The sequence below is a fragment of the Paenibacillus caseinilyticus genome (assembly GCF_027533645.1).
In the GTDB taxonomy this organism is placed as follows: domain Bacteria; phylum Bacillota; class Bacilli; order Paenibacillales; family NBRC-103111; genus Paenibacillus_G; species Paenibacillus_G caseinilyticus.
Genome location: NZ_JAQAGY010000010.1, coordinates 180,094 through 197,608, shown reverse-complemented (window position 1 = coordinate 197,608; position 17,515 = coordinate 180,094). Strand labels below are relative to the sequence as shown.

At 60.9% G+C, this 17,515-nt stretch carries 15 protein-coding genes; 3 read left to right on the top strand and 12 right to left on the bottom strand.

Annotated features, from left to right (window positions below):
* Positions 1–30: 30 nt before the first annotated feature.
* Positions 31–1,353 carry a cytochrome P450 gene (locus O9H32_RS17140; RefSeq protein ID WP_269867338.1) on the top strand — a complete coding sequence of 441 codons (1,323 nt, stop codon included), beginning with the start codon at positions 31–33 and terminating at the stop codon, positions 1,351–1,353.
* 221 nt (positions 1,354–1,574) lie between these two features.
* Here O9H32_RS17140 and O9H32_RS17135 read toward each other — a convergent pair whose 3' ends face one another.
* The 5 genes from O9H32_RS17135 to O9H32_RS17115 form a co-directional block, all read right to left on the bottom strand.
* Positions 1,575–3,335: a SulP family inorganic anion transporter gene (locus O9H32_RS17135; RefSeq protein ID WP_269867337.1), complete on the bottom strand. Its 1,761-nt coding sequence runs from the start codon at positions 3,333–3,335 to the stop codon at positions 1,575–1,577.
* A 44-nt stretch (positions 3,336–3,379) separates the two neighbouring features.
* Positions 3,380–3,970 (bottom strand): beta-class carbonic anhydrase, encoded by a 591-nt coding sequence (locus tag O9H32_RS17130; RefSeq protein WP_269867336.1) that lies wholly within the window; start codon positions 3,968–3,970, stop codon positions 3,380–3,382.
* A 345-nt stretch (positions 3,971–4,315) separates the two neighbouring features.
* Entirely contained in the window at positions 4,316–4,606 is a 291-nt protein-coding gene (locus O9H32_RS17125; protein WP_269867335.1) for a hypothetical protein, read from the bottom strand.
* A 179-nt stretch (positions 4,607–4,785) separates the two neighbouring features.
* A complete protein-coding gene (locus tag O9H32_RS17120) occupies positions 4,786–5,337 on the bottom strand; it encodes a cysteine hydrolase family protein (protein WP_269867334.1) in 552 nt (183 codons plus the stop codon).
* Entirely contained in the window at positions 5,318–5,707 is a 390-nt protein-coding gene (locus tag O9H32_RS17115) for a GIY-YIG nuclease family protein (protein WP_269867333.1), read from the bottom strand. Before O9H32_RS17115 ends, O9H32_RS17120 begins: the two co-directional genes overlap by 20 nt.
* Before the next feature lie 333 nt (positions 5,708–6,040).
* Between O9H32_RS17115 and pelA the strand changes: the two genes are divergently transcribed.
* Entirely contained in the window at positions 6,041–7,774 is a 1,734-nt protein-coding gene (gene pelA / locus O9H32_RS17110) for a pectate lyase (RefSeq protein ID WP_269867332.1), read from the top strand.
* A gap of 408 nt (positions 7,775–8,182) precedes the next feature.
* On the opposite strand, the gene O9H32_RS17105 is transcribed toward pelA, so the two are convergent.
* The 6 genes from O9H32_RS17105 to O9H32_RS17080 form a co-directional block, all read right to left on the bottom strand.
* The gene (locus O9H32_RS17105; protein WP_269867415.1) at positions 8,183–8,743 is read right to left on the bottom strand and encodes a DUF1273 domain-containing protein; all 561 of its coding nucleotides are present in this window, start codon (positions 8,741–8,743) and stop codon (positions 8,183–8,185) included.
* 456 nt (positions 8,744–9,199) lie between these two features.
* Positions 9,200–9,454, bottom strand: coding sequence for a DUF7667 family protein (locus O9H32_RS17100; RefSeq protein ID WP_269867331.1), 255 nt, complete (start codon positions 9,452–9,454; stop codon positions 9,200–9,202).
* 238 nt (positions 9,455–9,692) lie between these two features.
* Positions 9,693–11,720, bottom strand: coding sequence for a GTP-binding protein (locus tag O9H32_RS17095; RefSeq protein ID WP_406627334.1), 2,028 nt, complete (start codon positions 11,718–11,720; stop codon positions 9,693–9,695).
* Complete coding sequence (locus O9H32_RS17090; protein WP_269867330.1) at positions 11,717–12,607, bottom strand: alpha/beta fold hydrolase; 891 nt, start codon at positions 12,605–12,607, stop codon at positions 11,717–11,719. The genes O9H32_RS17095 and O9H32_RS17090 overlap by 4 nt, the downstream gene beginning before the upstream one ends.
* A gap of 14 nt (positions 12,608–12,621) precedes the next feature.
* Positions 12,622–12,939 (bottom strand): Dabb family protein, encoded by a 318-nt coding sequence (locus tag O9H32_RS17085; protein WP_269867329.1) that lies wholly within the window; start codon positions 12,937–12,939, stop codon positions 12,622–12,624.
* Between the two features lie 61 nt (positions 12,940–13,000).
* Positions 13,001–13,801, bottom strand: a complete 801-nt coding sequence (locus O9H32_RS17080) for a polysaccharide deacetylase family protein (protein WP_269867328.1) — start codon at positions 13,799–13,801, stop codon at positions 13,001–13,003.
* A 224-nt stretch (positions 13,802–14,025) separates the two neighbouring features.
* On the opposite strand from O9H32_RS17080, the gene O9H32_RS17075 reads away from it, so the two are divergent.
* On the top strand, positions 14,026–15,384 hold the full coding sequence (locus O9H32_RS17075; protein WP_269867327.1) for an MATE family efflux transporter: 1,359 nt from the start codon (positions 14,026–14,028) through the stop codon (positions 15,382–15,384).
* 195 nt (positions 15,385–15,579) lie between these two features.
* Here O9H32_RS17075 and O9H32_RS17070 read toward each other — a convergent pair whose 3' ends face one another.
* Positions 15,580–17,502: a fibronectin type III domain-containing protein gene (locus O9H32_RS17070; RefSeq protein ID WP_269867326.1), complete on the bottom strand. Its 1,923-nt coding sequence runs from the start codon at positions 17,500–17,502 to the stop codon at positions 15,580–15,582.
* Positions 17,503–17,515 lie beyond the last annotated feature (13 nt).

Sequence of the window (17,515 nt, the reverse complement as noted above, 5' to 3'; positions counted from 1 at the left end):
AACGCGTCCTACGCATGAAGGAGGTGCCTCATGAGTTCCATCCAAGGAATCCGCACGTCACGCCTGCGCAATTTTTTTGCTTTTCAGGGCGATCCGCTGGGATTCATGATAGGCCAGCTGCACGAAGGCGAGCTGGTCTCCCTGCGCACCAGCCGCACCAGGCCTACCTTCATCGTCAACTCGCCAAGGTTCATCCAGAGCATTCTCGTAACGCAGGATGCGTCCTTCCGCAAGGGGCGCTCGTCGGACGTGCTGCGCCGGACGATCGGCGACGGCCTGCTGACGACCGAAGGGGAAGCGCACGGTGCGCAGCGAAGATACATGCAGCCCGCCTTCTACAAAGAACGGATCCAGGCATACGCCGAGACCGTCCGGGATCTTACCCGCGCGGCGGCGGACCGGCTGAACCCCGGGGACATCGTATCCCTGCATGACGAGCTCATGCAGCTGACGCTGACGATCATCGCGAAGACGATGTTCGGCGCGGAGGTGGACGAGTTCAAAGCGGAGCTGGCCTCGGCCGTCAATGATACGATCGAGCGAACCGCGAAGACGCTGTTCTCGCCGCTGCTGCTCCCCCTCTCCTATCCGACCCCGGGCAACCGGGTGCACCGCAGAGCGATCCGCACCCTGGAGAGCATGGTCTATGAGGTCATGGATGCGGCAGCCCGGGATCCGGAGCGCTACCGGCTCACGCTGCTCGGCCTGCTGCTGGATACGAAGGATGAGCAGGGGGTACAGCTCTCCCGCGAAGAAATCCGGGACCAGATGATGACGATGCTGCTCGCCGGCCACGAAACCACCGCGAACCTGCTCACCTGGGTGTTCTACAGCCTGGGCCGCGAACCCGCTGCCGCCTCCAGGCTGTACGGCGAGCTGGATGCGCTGGCCGGCATGCAGGCGACCGCTTTCGAGACGTACCGCAAGCTCGATTACGTGCCGAAGGTGATCCAGGAAGCGCTGCGGCTGTATCCGCCAGCCTGGATGATCCTGCGGGAGTCGCAGGAGGAGGTCGCCATGCACGGCGATTCGTTCCCCGCCGGCAGCACGTTCCTGATCTCGCCGTATGCCATTCACCGCAACGGAAACGTGTTCGAGGAGCCGCTGGCGTTCCGTCCCGAACGCTTCGACGGCGGGGAGGCCGCTTGGCCCCGCTTCGCCTACTTTCCGTTCGGGGGAGGCTCCAGGGCGTGCATCGGCTCGAACTTTGCGATGATGGAGGCCGGTCTCATCCTCTCGAACCTGTGCGCCCGCCTTCGCTTTGAGCCGCTGGACCTATCGCCCGCCGTACCGGAACCGCTCGTGTCCCTGCGGATCCGGGGCGGCCTGCGGATGCGGGCGGTGCAGCGGTAGGGCGCCGGCCTTGGAGGGACGCCCACGGTTCCGCCGGAGGGCAGCCGCTGCAAAGAAGATCGGGCTGGATTACCGCCTCTTCCCGGGCCGGCGCAGCATGCCTCTACCGCAGGAGGCACCGTTCCCCTGTGCAGCTTGGTGAGCCGCTGCCGTTCCTAAGACGCAAAAGAGCCGTCCGGCGGTAACCGGGCGGCTCTTTTGCGTCTTAGGATCCTGCTTCCCTACCCTCTCGCCAAACTTGCGGCAGTCCGATCCTTGCGTAAGGGGGCCGGGGCAGGCCTCGACAGTTCGGCGCATTCGTCGAAGGTGAACTGCCGGCAGCCCGAGCACCGGGACGGACTGACCTTCGTCAGCGCATAAGCGATCGCTTCGCCTGTCCGGCGGAACAGCCGCTCTTCGCCGATGCGGGCACTCAGCCCGCTCGAATCCAGCACATGGCGGACGACCGGTGTGATCCCGGTGAGCAGCAGCGTGCCTCCGCGGGCCTTCACTTCATCCGCAATATCAGCCAGAGCCGCTTCCCCGGTCGTATCCATATCGGAGACCCGGCCCATGCGCAGCAGCAGAATTGGCTGCGGCCCGCCCGAAGCCAGCGTCTCCTTGATGCTGTCGAGGAAAGCCGGCGAGGTGCCGAAGAACAGCGGACCTTCCATCGTGAAGATCCCGATCTGCGGGCAGGCCCGCTCTTTACCGCCCCCGTGGGGCTTCACGAATTTGTCCTGCGGATCCGGCAGCGCGCCTTCGACGTGCAGCGTGCCGCTCATCCGCTTGATGAAGAGCACCGCCGCCAGGACGAGCCCCGCACCGACGGCCGTCGTCAGATCGGCGAACACGGTGAGCAGGAAGGTCACGACGAGTACGACCGAATCGCCCGTGCGCGTCTTCAGCACATGCAGGAATTCGCGGCGCTCGCTCATATTCCAGGCGACGAACATGAGCACGGGGGCCATGGCGGCCAGCGGAATATGGGAGGCATAGGGGGCGAATACCAGGAGCACCATCAGCACGACGAGAGCGTGGACCATGCCGGATACGGGCGAGGCCGCCCCGTTCTTGATATTCGTCGCCGTGCGGGCGATGGCGCCGGTGGCCGGGATGCCCCCGAAGAGCGGGGTCACAATATTCGCGATCCCCTGGCCGATCAGCTCCTTGTTGCTGTTATGCTTGTCTCCGCCCAACCGGTCGGCCACCATCGCCGACAAGAGGGACTCGATGCCCCCAAGCATCGTAATGACGAGGGCGGCCGGCAGGAGGCTCACCATGAGATCCCAGCTCAGAGCAGGGAACTGGAAGCTCGGCAGCCCGCTCGGAATCTCCCCGTAGGTCGAGCCGATCGTATCGATCTTGCCGCTGAAGAACACTACGGCTACGAGCGTCGCCGCGATCAGCCCCGCGAGCGCCCCCGGGATTTTGGTTGTGATGCGCGTGGTCAGCAGCAGGACGGACAGGCACACCAGTGCCGTACCTACACTGTACCAGTTCACGGTCTCCAGATGGACGGCGATCTCCCGCATATTCTCATGGAAGCTTTCTTTCTTCTTGATGTTGCGCAGACCCAGGAAGTGGGCGATCTGCCCGCTGAAAATAATAACGGCAATCCCTGCCGTGAACCCGATCGTGACCGGCCGGGGAATATACCGGATGATCGACCCGAGCCGCAGCAGCCCGAGCAGGACGAGCAGGACGCCGGACATCAGGCCGGCAATGAGCAGGTTCTCGTACCCATGCTCCATGACAATGGCGAACAGAATCGGCACAAAAGCTCCCGTAGGGCCGGCAATCTGGAACTTGGAGCCGCCGAGCAGCGACACGAGAAATCCGGCCAGAATGACCGTATAGATGCCGTACTCAGGACGCACGCCAGAGGCGATGGCAAAGGCCATCCCGAGCGGGATCGCCACGATTCCGACGATGAGCCCCGCCGCCAGATCTTTCTTGAGATGACCCGCCGTATACCCGGCGAATCGGCTGTCTCCTAACATTAGTTCAGTCCCCTTTCACTTGACTAACCGGCGGATGTCCCCGTTCAGGAGCCTGCGGCACCTGCCCGCGGCTGGACGGCGCCGCCTTCCACCACCACATCGAGCCGGCCGGTCGAAGGATGGATGACCAGCCCGTGGACCGGAACGGAATCCGGGAATAGGGGATGAGAGCGGATCATGCTGACGCTGTTCGCCACGCTCTCCTCGATATGCCGGAACCCGGTCAGCCAGCCCTTCAGATCGATCCCCGCCTGGGTCAGCGTGTTGATATGCTCCTCCGGAATGCCGTACCGCTTCGCGCTCTCAAGCACATTGGCGCTCTCCAGATTCGCCATCCCGCATTCATGATGACCGATGACGCACACTTCCTCCGCTTTCAATTCATAGATGGCGAGCAGAATGCTCCGCATAATGCTGCCGAACGGGTGCGAGACGACCGCCCCGGCATTCTTGATGATTTTGGCGTCTCCGTTGCGCAGCCCGAGCGCCTGTGGCAGCAGTTCGAGCAGACGCGTGTCCATGCAGGTGAGGATTACGAGCTTTTTGTCCGGAAACTTGGTGGTCTGATACGGCGTATACCTCTTTTCCTCGACGAACACCCGATTATGCTCCAGCATTGTGCGAATAGTTGACATCTAATTTACCCTCCATTCAATATTTTAGTAGAAAATAATTTAATAATATTACTTTTTATAGATTATTTTCCATTTATTATGATATATAAGTAACATTAAGCTAACCTTAAAGAAAGATAAATTTTACATGTTCATTTTATGAACATGTTAGGTTAACTTATCTATACGCCAAGGGATGCAAGACAAACGCGCATTGTCCTTAAAGGACGATGCGCGTTTATTAGAAAGATGACAGGATCGAGCCCTGGCGGGATATACATTCTTAGATATACAAAAGAAACGCCCTCCCCTTCCTCAGGGAGCGGCGTCTTTCGGCAGCCTTCATTCCAATTACACCAACCCAACCTATCCGATGCCGTATAAGGATGCCATACAGTCTACGAACATTTTGTTATAATCCTGGCGGGACAAATCCCGGCTGCACGCAATATCCCTGCCGAGAAACGCATGCCAGGTGATTCGAATGCCGTCTTTCTTATACACAAAAAGATCGGGCTGGAGCTGGAACGTCTCGTTCTCGAATTCCGGGACGTTGTTGTAATCCAGCTTCCCGCCTCTCTGTTCGGCTACCAAGGTAGCCAGCAGAATCAGCATTTTGAACGGATCGTCAAAGATTTCATACTGGGTCTCCATCATGGTTCACGCTCCCTTTCGAATTACTGCCATCTTACACCAGGAAGCCTTCCAGGCATAGGACTTGGGGCCAGTTCATGAGGATATCGAAGAAACTGGTGAGGATCCTATAGATTAGGACTCTTCCCCGCTCTCTCCAGTATGTTCAGCAGACTCTCCGTCCAACCCCGGAAGCTAAGGATCTAGCCAAGCACGACATCGCCCGCCAGCTCCAGCTCCGCGAACAACCCGCCCAGCACCATATGGTGATGCCCGATAATCTGCTGGGCCGTCAGCGTCCCGTTGTCGAAGGTCGTGTGGCCGTCACGCACGAGCACTACGCTGTAGCCTAGCCCGTACGCGGAACGGCACGCCGTATCTACGCAGTATTCCGTCTGAATCCCGGTGATGACGAGCCTCCCGATCCCTTCCGCTTGGAGCCTCTCATGCAGATTCGTGTTCAGGAACGGGTCCGCATGGGTCTTCATCAGCACCCAATCCCCATCCTGCGGTCCAATATCCGGATGGATATGCCACAGCGGCTGACCCTCCCCCCTCGGGGTCCCCTCCCCTTCGGTATACTGCAGATAAACGACCGGAACGCCGGCCCCGCGGGCTCTCCCGATCAGCGGCCCCAGCACTTCGAGCAGCTCCGCGCCGCGGTATAACGCCGGCCCTCCATAATCCTTCCATAGGAACGGAGCCACCTGTACATCGACGACAAGCAGCGCGGTTTTAGTCAGCCGCTTCCTCATCCGCCTCTCCCTCCTTCCGTTTGTTATACCCCTGTTCCCCGTAAGGCTGAAGCTTCTGCAGCCACTTGGCCTCCAGCTTCTTCAAGGCATCCTTGGCGTCAAAATATCCCGTCTCCTTGCGCTGCAGCACTTCAAGCACCTCCATCTGAAAGGCCGCGTCCCCGTACTTCGTCCAATCGGCCTGCAGCGCTTTGTTCTTGTGCACGCCCATGGATAGCTCAAGCCTCTTGCCGTTCATCGTGCGGAAATTCGGCGTACTGGCCACCCACCGTTTTCCGGTATTGGTATGGATGATTTGATATACCCCGCCTTCGGTTTTCGTCTCTTTGTACTGTTGAATCAGTTCGCTTCTGCGTTCCGATGGTTTCATCCTGTTCACTCCTCGATAGGCAACACAATCTTTTTGACTGTGTTTGTTTAATTATATATAGACATTTTATAATTTTGTTTGATTTAATGTCAACCTTTTTCCACAACATCTTCTGCCTCCGGGCTGATCTGCCGGCTCATATGGACAAGCGCAGACAATTTTCCGGCCAACAGGACATAGCAGCATACAGAAATGGAAGGGAACCCTGGGCTAAAATGAAAACGTTAACAAGAAGGAGCGGTCCGTTGTGACCATCCCGCCCGCATCCCGTTCACCCTACTGCATGTCCGGGCGTATTCCCATTCCCTATGAAGCCAGGAGGTTCCAACTATCATGACCATCCAACCTTGGAATACTCGGCGGCTGTTGTCCGCCGTCTGTGCCGCAAGCCTGCTCCTGCCCGCCGCCCCCCACGCTCTGCAGGCGGCCGAATCCACTTCCTCCGCACCGATCCGGATTGTCGACGCGAAGGCGGTCTCGCCGACGAAGATCCGCGTGACCTTAAGCGGCCGGCTGGCCTCGCTGCAGCCCTCGGACTTTGAAATTCAGCCGGCGCTCGGGGACTGGTACAGCCTGAATCCACAGCTTTCGAGCCCCTACGCCGTCAAAAAAACCGTGATGACCACGGACCGGGAGGGACGTACGGTCCTCACGTTCGAGACGGAGCAGGCGCTGAACCCCGATGCCACCTTCACGCGGACGCCGGCCGAGAACCCGAAGAGCGTCCCCTTCCTGAACGCCGCTTACTATACGGGAGACCGGGAGGCGGACATCCGGCAGGCGGATAACCTGCTGGGCTGGCAGATGCCCCACGGCGGCTGGTACAAGATGGGCGACAAGTACAAGCGCGCCTGGGACGGGAAGGAAGCCAAATCCGACTGGCTGGCTCCGGACGGCACCGAGCTCGGAACGATCGACAATAATGCGACGACGAACGAAATCCTGTTCTTGTCGATCATGTATAAGGAAACCGGCGATGAACGGTACCGGAGCGCGGTGCTCCGGGGCTTCGAGTTCCTGGAGAAGCTACAGTATGCCAGCGGCGGATGGGCGCAGGTCTACCCGGCGCGGGGCAATTATTCCGATTATGTCACCTATAACGACAATGCGATGATGCGGGTCATGAACGTGCTGCGGATGGCCAAGGAGTCCCAATATCCGTTCAACTCCGGTCTGCTCCCTGCGGAAAGCAAATCGAAGCTGCAGGCGAGCCTCGACCGCGGCCTGGATTATATTCTGAAGTCGCAGATCTTAGTGAACGGCAAGCTCACCGCCTGGTGCGCGCAGCATGATCCGCTCACCTACGAGCCCCGCGGCGCCAGGGCTTACGAGCACCCTTCGATCTCCGGTTCGGAGTCCATCGATATTATCAAATATTTGATGGCGCTGCCGGAGCAGACGCCGCAGGTGAAGAAGGCGGCCGAGAGCGCGCTCGCCTACTTCGAGGAGAGCAAGCTAAGCGGCATCAAATACGTATCCGCCGATCCGAACAACGTGTACTTCGTGCCCGATCCCGCTGCCGACACCTGGTACCGGTTCTATGATGTCGCCACGAACCTCCCCATCTTCTCGGGACGCGACGGGATCATCAAGCACAACATCCTCGAGATCGAGGCCGAGCGGCGCAACGGCTACCGCTGGGCCGGCTCCTGGGCGCAGAAGCTGCTCGCCACCGTCAAGAGCACGGGCTATTACGAAGGCCGCGTCTATGTCAAGATCGTCGGCAGCGCCTCTGCATCCGCCTCCGGTGCCCTGCTTGCCGCAGACGATCTGAGACGGATCGAAGACGGCATCCGTCCGGAGCTGCATGTGGATGAGCCGGGCCGGAAGACCGGCAGCCACTACCAGACAAGCAGCAGCTCCCTCTCCCTGTCGGGATCGCTCAGCGAAGCGGGCACGGTGAAGGTGAACGGCGCAGAGGCTCCCCTGAGCGGCGAACGGGCCTTCCGCTCCCAGCCTGTAGACTTGAAGCCGGGCCGTAATGTCATTACCGTATATGCGGTAGACCGGGCCGGCAACAAGTCGGAGCCCCAGCAGGTGAATATCGTACGGACCGGCCCGAAGTAAGCTGGCAGCCGGCAGGCGTCCTATAGAGGGCATACGGCGTCGCCCTTAAAGGACCATGCCCGTTTATAAGAAATACAAGAAGACTTCGATCGAGCTCTGGCGAGATATTTTCTAGTATTTGCACCAAAAAGGTCACACCCCTGTCCGGTACCGGACAGGGGTGTGACCTTTTCTTTTTTGTGCAGCCCTGCTGCGCACGGCTCTTGGAGAAGGAACGCGGCGGTGCAGAGCACTTGTTCGGAAAGCAGAAAGCGTGCGGGCTCGAGTTGTTCCTCAATCGACCCGCCTCCCCCATTCCATGTGGAAAACTAAAGGGAGAACCTAAAGGGATTCCCGGTAAACAGGTCGCTGCCGTACTGCCATTGTTTGACCAGCTCGGGCTTGGTAACAGCAGGAATGCGAGCGGTCCTAGCCGTCGTACCGCAGCTGCTCCTCTTCGGCTATGCTCTGCAGGTCCAGCGCATTCACCGTAACGATACGATACCCCGGCACCCGCTCCGCATGCTTCAGCGCCATCTCCCGGATGAACCTTGGCGAGCCTTCCTGCTCTTCATCATAGACGAGCAGCAGCCCGTCGGTATTGCGCAGCAGGAACCGGTCCTTCTCCTTGAACTGCCAGGGGCCGTCATATTTGGTCTTCGTGACGCTGTTCACATAATCGGCCCGGCCGGTCACACTGCGGTAACTGTTCTGCTTGTCTTCGCTCCAGTTTTCTTCCGGTTCCAGGAAGGGCGTGATGACGGCCAGCTGCAGCGCCCAGCCCTCCCCCTTCAATTCGAGCGCCGTTTCTGCCGCCCAGAACTCCACGCCCCACTGGCCGCTGACAATCACCCATTCGAGGCCATCGTCCAGCAGCGACAGCAGCTGTTTGCGGATCGCCTTCTTGATGATGGGGATGCCGGGATGCTTCAGCGAGAAGATGCCGAGCTCCGACGCTTTGTATCCGGTAACCAATACACGTTTCAACAGGGTAACGCTCCTCTGTCTGCACCTCATAGGAGTGCGGCTGTTCTGACCTCTGTAGGATTCCACGCCCGCCGGCCCAAACCCTGCTCCTCCACCCAAAAATAATCGGGACGCCCGCACCAATGCAGCAACCGAATGGGACAATCCTTAACCAAACAGTGTGGACTAAGGTACCGGATTAGGGGGCCTACGGAAATAACGGAGTGTGAAGAAGCATAACGGGACGTTATCGACTTCCGTCTTGGGGCAGGTCCCTGGCTCATCATCGGCATGAGGCCATGGCAGACGGCTACGCCCAGGCACAAGTTAAACGGCTTCCCGCCCTCTCAGGACGATGCGCCTTTATTAGATATATAAGATGACAGGATCGAGCCCTGGCGAGATATACATTCTTATATATAGACAAAACCGCCCGGGCGGATGCCCGGACGGCCTTGTCTTGCCGATAGGATTCAACATTCAAAAGCTGGGCTTCTTCCCTCCCAGGTTGCCTTGATCCTCCAGCTTCTCGATTCTTGCGCAGATCTCATGCTGCCACTCCGTATCCTGCGTCATCGAAGCGGCCAGCGACAAATTGTATAAGCCCGCCAGCTTTCTGGCGTAGATCGCATTATATTGCAGACAGGCGGACACTTCGGACTGCTCCTCTTCCGTCAGTTCCCTGGATTGCTGGAGCGTCCATAATTCCGCGAGCCGCCAATGTACAGGAAGCATTCGCCGATCCTCCTACGTATTCTCTGTCCCTACCAGTATGGACAGAGCTTCCCGGGTTTAGACCCGGGAGATGGCCGGGCTCTCCTTCCGGGAAAACTCGCCCAGCCCGTGCTCCTGAGCGGTCCGGGCAAGGGCTGGGCGGGAGTCTCCCTCTCCAGCTCCGGACGGCACGCAGGCCGGATCGCTTCTTCCCTTCATAGCGGCAGGAGCGCAGTTTCACCCGCACGCTACACTCCTCTTACCCAGACAGCGCACTGCGCACCGCAAGGATATATTTGGCCTGGTCGAGCGGGTTCACGCCGCGTCTCGGCCGTACTGCCGACGTACCCGCCGGGGCCTCCTGATAGCCGGCGAACGCCGTCGACAGTACCCCCCGTCCCTTCGTCAACGAACCGAGACGCGACGGGAAGTCCAGCGAGGAGGCGACCGGCAGCAGCCCCTCCATCTCCATCCGTCCCCCAGGCCCGGCGGCCGTCTCGAAGGAGGCCCGCATCTCCGCCAGCTCGTGCAGCAGCCGGCCGGCGGCCTCTTCGGGAGCCGACAGACGGAAGCGCAGCAGCGGCTCGAGCAGCCTCGTGCCGGTTCTCGCCAGCCCATCCATAATGCCCATCGGCGTCGCCACGACAAAGTCGAGCGGATGCGTATGCCACACATGGTGCTCTCCTTCGAGCAGCGTTACTTTCAGATCCGTAACTTCCCAGCCATGCAGCCCCTGGCGGAGCGCCTCCGGCACCCGGCGGGCGACCTCGTTCTGGTAGCTCTCGAGCAGCCTCTCCTCACGGGCGAGCGACGCATACTGCAGACCGCTGCCCCGCTCGCCCGGCTCGATCCGGAAGCGGAGCACCGCCCAGCAGGGCTTCGGCATCGTATAGGCGACGAACCCTTCGCCGGAGGACGCCGGCGTTTCCTTGTAGATGACGGACGGTGCGCCGAAGGTGACCCGCTGTCCGAACCGGCTCAGCAGGATGTGCTGGAGCACCTCCATCTGGATGGGCCCCATCACCTTCAGATGCAGCTCCCGGTCCTCCTGCATCCACTGGAGGTCGAGCAGCGGATCCTCGTCTGCCAGCTCCTGGAAGGCGGCTACTACGGCCGGATACGCCGCATCGCTGGCCCAGTAGGCCTGCACGGTCAGCAGCGGAACGGCGAGCGGCCGCTCGCCGGGCACACCGGCGGGACAACCGAGGATGTCCCCGATCCGGGCCCGGCTGAGCCCGTAGACCGCCGCCATGTCTCCGGCCCCCAGCATGCCCGTGTCCTCCGTCTTCGAGCCTTCGATCCGGCGGATCTGGGTGACTTTCTCCTGCAGCCCCTGGGTATGGTTGCTGACCGTGTCCCTGTTGCGCAGGACGCCGCCATACAGCCTCACATAAGCGATACGTCCCATAGCCGGGTCCTTATCGAGCTTGAACACGACGCCCGACACGTCCTCCCCGGCAGAGGACGAGGGGGGCGGCAGCAGCGCATTCACCGCACCGAGCAGCTCCGCGATGCCGATGCCCCGGCTCGATGCGCCGAAGAGGACGGGAAAGCAGCCGCCCTGCCGGGACGACGCAGCGATGACGGGAAGCATATCGGCCGGGAGAAGCCCGCCGTGCTCCATATAAGAGAGCATCAGCCCAGCGTCGCGGTCGGCAGCCGCTTCGGCCAGCAGGTCCGCGTAAGGCAGGACACCCGGCCCTCGGTCCCCGGCGCATTCCTCACCGGAGAGGCCGAGCAGATCCAGGACCCCGCTGAAGCCGTCCTCCACTCCCAGCGGTGCCTGCACGGGAACGGCATCCGGCGACAAGGTCAGCTTGATCCCCGCGAGCGTCCCGAGCGGATCGGCTCCCGTCCGGTCCAGCTTGTTGATATAGAGCAGCGTCGGAATCCGCAGCTCGCGGAGCGCCTGCCAGATCACCTCGGTCTGCGCCTGCACGCCCTCCACCGCCGAGACCACGAGAATGGCCCCGTCCATTACGCGCAGGGACCGTTCGACCTCCGAGAGGAAGTCGACGTGGCCCGGCGTATCGACCAGATTGACCGCCACGCCCTGCCAAGCGTAGCGGGTGACCGCCGACCGCACCGAGATGCCCCGCTCCCGCTCCACCTCCATCGAATCCGTCTGGGCCGTGCCGGCGTCCACGCTGCCGAGCGTCCGGATGCGTCCGCTGCGGAACAGCATTTGTTCAGTCGTGGTCGTCTTGCCCGCGTCGACATGCGCGAAGATGCCGACATTGCGCAGTTCCTGCTCTACTGCCCCTTCTTCTGACTGTACACGGATCACGTTACGGCTCCCCCATCGCTCTTCGAATAGGTCCGAAACCACTCGCGAAGCAGCTTATTCACGTGTGCGGCTTCTTCATGCTGTACCCAATGCGTCGCCTCGGGCAGCTTCTCCAGCCTCGCGCCCCCGGCACACCAGGCCATGCTCTCGCCGGCCATCTCCGGCAGCAGGAACAGATCCTGCTCCCCCCAGATGATAAGGACCGGGATCCGGATCTCACGGATCGGCGCCCGGCCCTTCTTCCGCCAGAAGCACCGGTACCAATTCAGCATGCTGGTATACGCCCGCGGCTGGTCCCAGGCCCTCCGGTAATGCTCCATGTCCGCCTCCGAGAAGGTGCCTGCCCGTGAGCTTCGCTCCAGAACTTCCACCAGCGTCTTCCATCTCCCCCACTTCGCAGCCGTCTCGGGAAGCCACGGGAGCTGGAAGAACATCGCATAGGAGCTGCGCACCATCTGGCGGAGCGAGCTCCGCACCTTGCGGAACATCACCTCGGGGTGCGGCACGTTGATCATTACCGCGCTGCGGACCTTCTCCGGGTACAGTGCCGATGCATACCAGGCGACCATGGCCCCGAAGTCATGGCCGACCAGATAAGCCGGCCCTCCGCCTGCGGCGTCGATCAATCCGGCCACATCGGCCGCCAGCTCGTTCATCGCATAAGCCGGGACGCCTTCCGGCTTGTCGCTCAGGTTATATCCCCGCTGGTCGGGCACCCATACCCGGTACCCCTCCGCCGCCAAGAATGGAATCTGGTCCTTCCAGCCGTACCAGAACTCCGGGAACCCGTGCAGCAGCACGACCAAGGGCCCGTCCTGCGGCCCGCAGGTCACCACATGCAGCCGGACGCCGTTCGTCTCCACGAACCGCTCCGACAGACCGGCCATTCCGCGCGCCCCCATTACACGCCCGCGGTTGCCGTCTTATAGTCGATCTCGAGGAAGCGGGTGACTTCCTTCTCCCATCGCTCGGACACGAAGGCGGTATGAACGGGATGGAGGTTGTAGGCTTCATAGGCGGCAGCGTCCGAGAAATCCATCGAGAACCCATACTCGTACTCGTTTTTGGGGCTCACCTGACGGAACACTTCAAAGCGTTCGACGCCGGGAATCGAAGTCAGCGCCGCTCTCCCGTCTTCCAAAAAGCGCTGTGCCTCCGGCGAACCCGCTGCATGCTTCAGACAAAAAATAACGCTGTGGCGTATCGTGTGTTCGTTCATCTCTCCTAGTGCCTCCTATACATAAGATTCATCGTTCCCCCCGCGGACGGATCCTGCCGGGTTATACCAGGTTCACCTGCGCGCCGCCCGGCACTTCCACCACCTCGCCGTCGACCTGCAGCCACACAGCCGCAGCCGAAGGATTCTGTACGAAGGAAGCATCGGCGGAGAAGCGCAGGCTCCGGAAGCTCTTCATATAATCCACAATCTCGATATTCGTCGCGTACCACATGTCGTCCCGGCCGCCGATGAACTCGCAGAAGTCCGCGAACATGTCCCAGTTGTTGTCGCTATCGAACTCGTAGCTGTGGCCCCAGACATACATCATGTAGAGATACTGCTGCTTGTGCAGCCCGGCGAACTGCTCCGCAAGACTCCGGAGCGCCCCGTTGTGGTGGCAGGTCGGCTTCCATTCGTACCAGTCGTCCGGCATGCCGAAGCCGCCTGTGCTCTCAACGGTCCGGGCATATTCGATCCCGAGATAAGGCAGCAGCTCCTTGATCTGCCGGCTGTAGGAGCCGTTCGGATACGACAGCCCCCGCACAGGATAGCGTACCAGCGCTTCCAGTCCCCGCCGGTCTTGGGACAGCTCTTCGACAAGCTGTTCCTTAGGACTGCGGGCAATAGTCGGATGCGTCACCGTATGGGCCGACACCTCGTGGCCCCGGTACTGCTCCGCGATCTCTTCAGCAGCCAGCCGGTCGCCGGTACCGAGCAGGCCCGAGTTCAGGTGGAAGGTTCCTTTGATTCCGCTGCGGTTCAGCAGTTCAACGAGCCGCCGGTCGGCCGTACGGCCGTCATCATAGCTCAGCGTGAGCACTTTGTGTTTTCCCTGCGGGAAGGTTACGACCACTTTGGGCATGGGATGGGTCCCCTCTCGTGAATATTTCGGGCTCTCGTCATGAAGCCCATAGTCTGCAGCCCTGTTGCCGAATCTAGCTGTTTTCTCTATTATAGAATAGATTGGAGAAGAATGCATAAAGCGCTTTCCCTCCCATTGATGTTGTTTGACGCGCCTGCTTCTGCTATGATAGTGTTTATGCCTTTTTCCCATAACATCTTACATGCAAAGGAATATATCCGCTTATGAAGCCCACAAATACACTCTCTCAAAAAATGCGGCAGCTGCTCGTCATTCTGCTGCCTATCCTGGTCACGCAGGTCACCATGTTCGCCATGTCCTTCTTCGATACGTTCATGTCCGGCCACGCCGGATCGACGGATCTGGCCGGCGTGGCGATCGGGGCATCGATCTGGGTGCCGGTGCAGACCGGCCTAACCGGGATTCTATTCGCCGTCACGCCGCTTGTCGCCCAGCTCGCCGGCGAGAACCGCAAGGACCGGGTTCCCTACACCGTCATCCAGGGCGTCTATGTTTCCATTATTGTCGCAGCGGCCGTAGCGGCCGCCGGCTTCCTCGCCCTCGATCCCATCCTGGACCGGATGAGCCTGGAGACGTCCGTACGGCACACCGCCCGCGGGTTCCTCACCGCGATATCGGCCGGGATTCTGCCGCTGTTCGTGTACACCGTGCTCCGCTGCTTCATGGACGGTCTCGGCCAGACGCGGATTTCGATGATGATTACCCTGATCTTCCTGCCCGTGAATGCGGGGCTGAACTACCTGCTTATCTTCGGTAAGCTGGGATTCCCCCGTATGGGCGGCGTCGGAGCAGGGGTCGCTTCGGCCATCACCTACTGGTTGATCTGTCTCGTAGCCCTGGCTGTCGTCGCGAAATACCGGCCGTTCGCCGAATACCGCGTCTTCGGCAGACTGTACGGGTTGTCGCTCTCCGCCTGCGGCGAACTGCTGCGCATCGGCGTGCCGATCGGCTTCGCGATCTTCTTCGAGACGAGCATCTTCGCAGCCGTCACGCTGCTCATGAGCGAGTTCGACACCGTGACGATCGCAGCGCACCAAGCGGCCTTGAACTTCGCTTCGTTCCTGTACATGATTCCGCTCAGCATCTCGATGGCGCTGACCATTCTCGTCGGCTTCGAAGCTGGAGCCCGCAGGGAAGCCCATGCGCGGCAGTACAGCTATCTCGGCATCGGGTCCGCACTCGGTATGTCGGTCGTCTGCGCCGTAGTACTCTACGTGTTCCGCGGCGGCATCGCCGGCATCTATTCGGCGGAGCCGGATGTCCTGGCACTCGTCGAGCACTTCCTGCTCTATGCGCTCTTCTTCCAGTTGTCCGACGCCCTCGCCGCCCCGATCCAGGGCGCCCTGCGCGGATACAAGGATGTGAACATCACGCTGGTCGTCGCGCTCGTCTCCTATTGGGTGATCGGGCTGCCTGTCGGCTACTGGCTGGCCCATACCTCGCTCGGCGCTTTCGGCTATTGGATCGGCCTCATCACCGGCCTGGCCTTCGGCGCTGCGGGCTTGTTCTCCCGGCTGGCCTATGTTCAGCGCAGCCGCGCCCGCGGGCAGGCCCATTCGTAGCGGAACCCCGCGCTTGGCAAGGCGCATACCGCTGCTGGGTGGACCTCCCCGGCCGTGGCACCTTCGCTCTTGCGCCCCGCCATCTCGCAGCAAAGCAAAAAACCACTCTCCGTGAGGTGCGGAAGGTGGTTTTTTGCTTTGCTGCGTCACGCTGGGCTTACTCCAAGCTGCGTGCGGGAAGCTGCGCCATAGCGCTTACGGATTCAGCTTCGGCAGTACCGGAATGCTCTGCGAGCAGTCGCCTGCGAGCGGCAGGTTGCGGCATACATATTGCCCTGCGCTGTTCTCGGTAGCCGCTCCAGCCGGAGCCGGCTGGTGAACGCGCTGCTTCCACAGCTGCCACAGCATGAAGCCGTCTGTCGCTTTGCCTTTGTTCTTGATATACTTCACCATGGTTTCCACATTGTAGTAAGAGGTTGCCATGTTGTTCTGTCCTGTCATCATGTCGGCATCGTACACGGTGCCGGCCGGCGCTTCCACTTCCAGCACCGCTCCGCCCGCACCTTCCGGCGCGACCTGCATGCCCATATTGAGAATGCCGCCGTAGATGGCACGGTAGGCTTCGTAGCTTTCTCTCGCGTCGAAGTAATCGCCGGCATCATAAGACATCAGGTTGATCATATCGATCTTGCTGCCCTGGTTCTTCACTACGGTGTACATGGTGCCGCCGAACGGCGAACCCCACTGGACCTTGCCTTCTTCGAACGGCGTGCCCTTCACATAGTAGGCCCCTGTAGACCAGCCTGCAATCGAGATCTTAAGCCCGGCCTGGCGGGATGCGATCTCGCTGTGAAGGGTCGAGATGATGCCGCTGATCTCCGCGTCCTTGGTGCACGAGAAAGTGGCTTCCGTTCCTTTATTGCACACGCTTGAGCTCGATTCCCAGTCGATATCTACGCCGGAAGCGCCCAGATCCAGCGCAAGATCCACCACGTGCGGAGCGCTGAAGCGCGACCACTGGTCGCCCTGGCTGTAAGACCAGCCGCCGACCGATACCCATACTTCCGTACCGCGTGCCTTCAGGGCCGCGATGGCGCTGCGAAGATCCTGCGACTGCTGGGCGGTGAACTTTTTCTGCCCTGCGTTCGTGGCTGCGCCTTCGAAGAATTCAAAACCTGCTACAGCTTGGTCGAACTGATAAGAACCTTTGACATATGCCGTATCCGGGCGGGCGAACGACAGGTTGACGTTCGTGATGTAGTTCGGGATGTTCTCCGGCTTCAGGTCATAAATGCTCGTGTTCCACGTACTGGCGTAAGCGACGTACTTGCGTCCGCCTGCCGGCGTCGTGCCCGCCTTATCGGTCGTTGCGCTCACAGAAGCGCTCGCCGCCGACGCATTGCCGGCCGCGTCCTTCGCCTTCACTGCGAACGTGTAGGCGGTGCTTGCCGTCAGTCCGCTCACGGTCGCCTCCGTGCCAGTTACCGTGGCTGCGAGCATCGTGCCGCGGTATACCTCGTACTGCGTGACGCCCACATTGTCGGTGGAAGCGCTCCACGACAGAGAGACGGAGGAGCTGGTTACGCCGGTCACCTTCAGGCCGCCCGGCACGGTAGGAGCGGCCGTGTCGGCCGGGGCCGGTGCGCTGGTCGTGACGGAGACGGCGCTGCTCGCTGCCGATACGTTGCCCGCCGCGTCCTTCGCCTTCACGGTGAACGTGTAGGCCGTGCTTGCCGTCAATCCGCTCACAGTGGCGGTCGTGCCGGTGACGGAGGCCGCCAGAGCCGTGCCGCGGTATACCTCGTACTGCGTGACTCCGGTGTTATCCGTGGAGGCATTCCAGGTCAGTGTTACGGATGTGGATGTCTTGGACATCACGGCCACGTTCGCCGGTACCGACGGTGCCGCCGTATCGCTGCCCGTGCCGCCGCCGGCTGCTTCCTTCCACAGCGACGGAACGTTCGGCGGTTCCCAGCCCTGCAGAGCCGTGTGCGGCTGGAGGCATTGGTACGTTTTGGCGCTGTACGTCACCTGGTCTCCCGCCTTGTAAGCGGTGCCGGCCTGCCAAGGCGCGGCTGCGCCCAGCGATTGGGACGGATAAAGCGGAAGGAGGCTGAGGAATAGAACGGCGATCAAAGTCAGAATGAGTGCTTTCGGCTTGGTTCGCTGCCGGGTCATGAAGAACACGCTC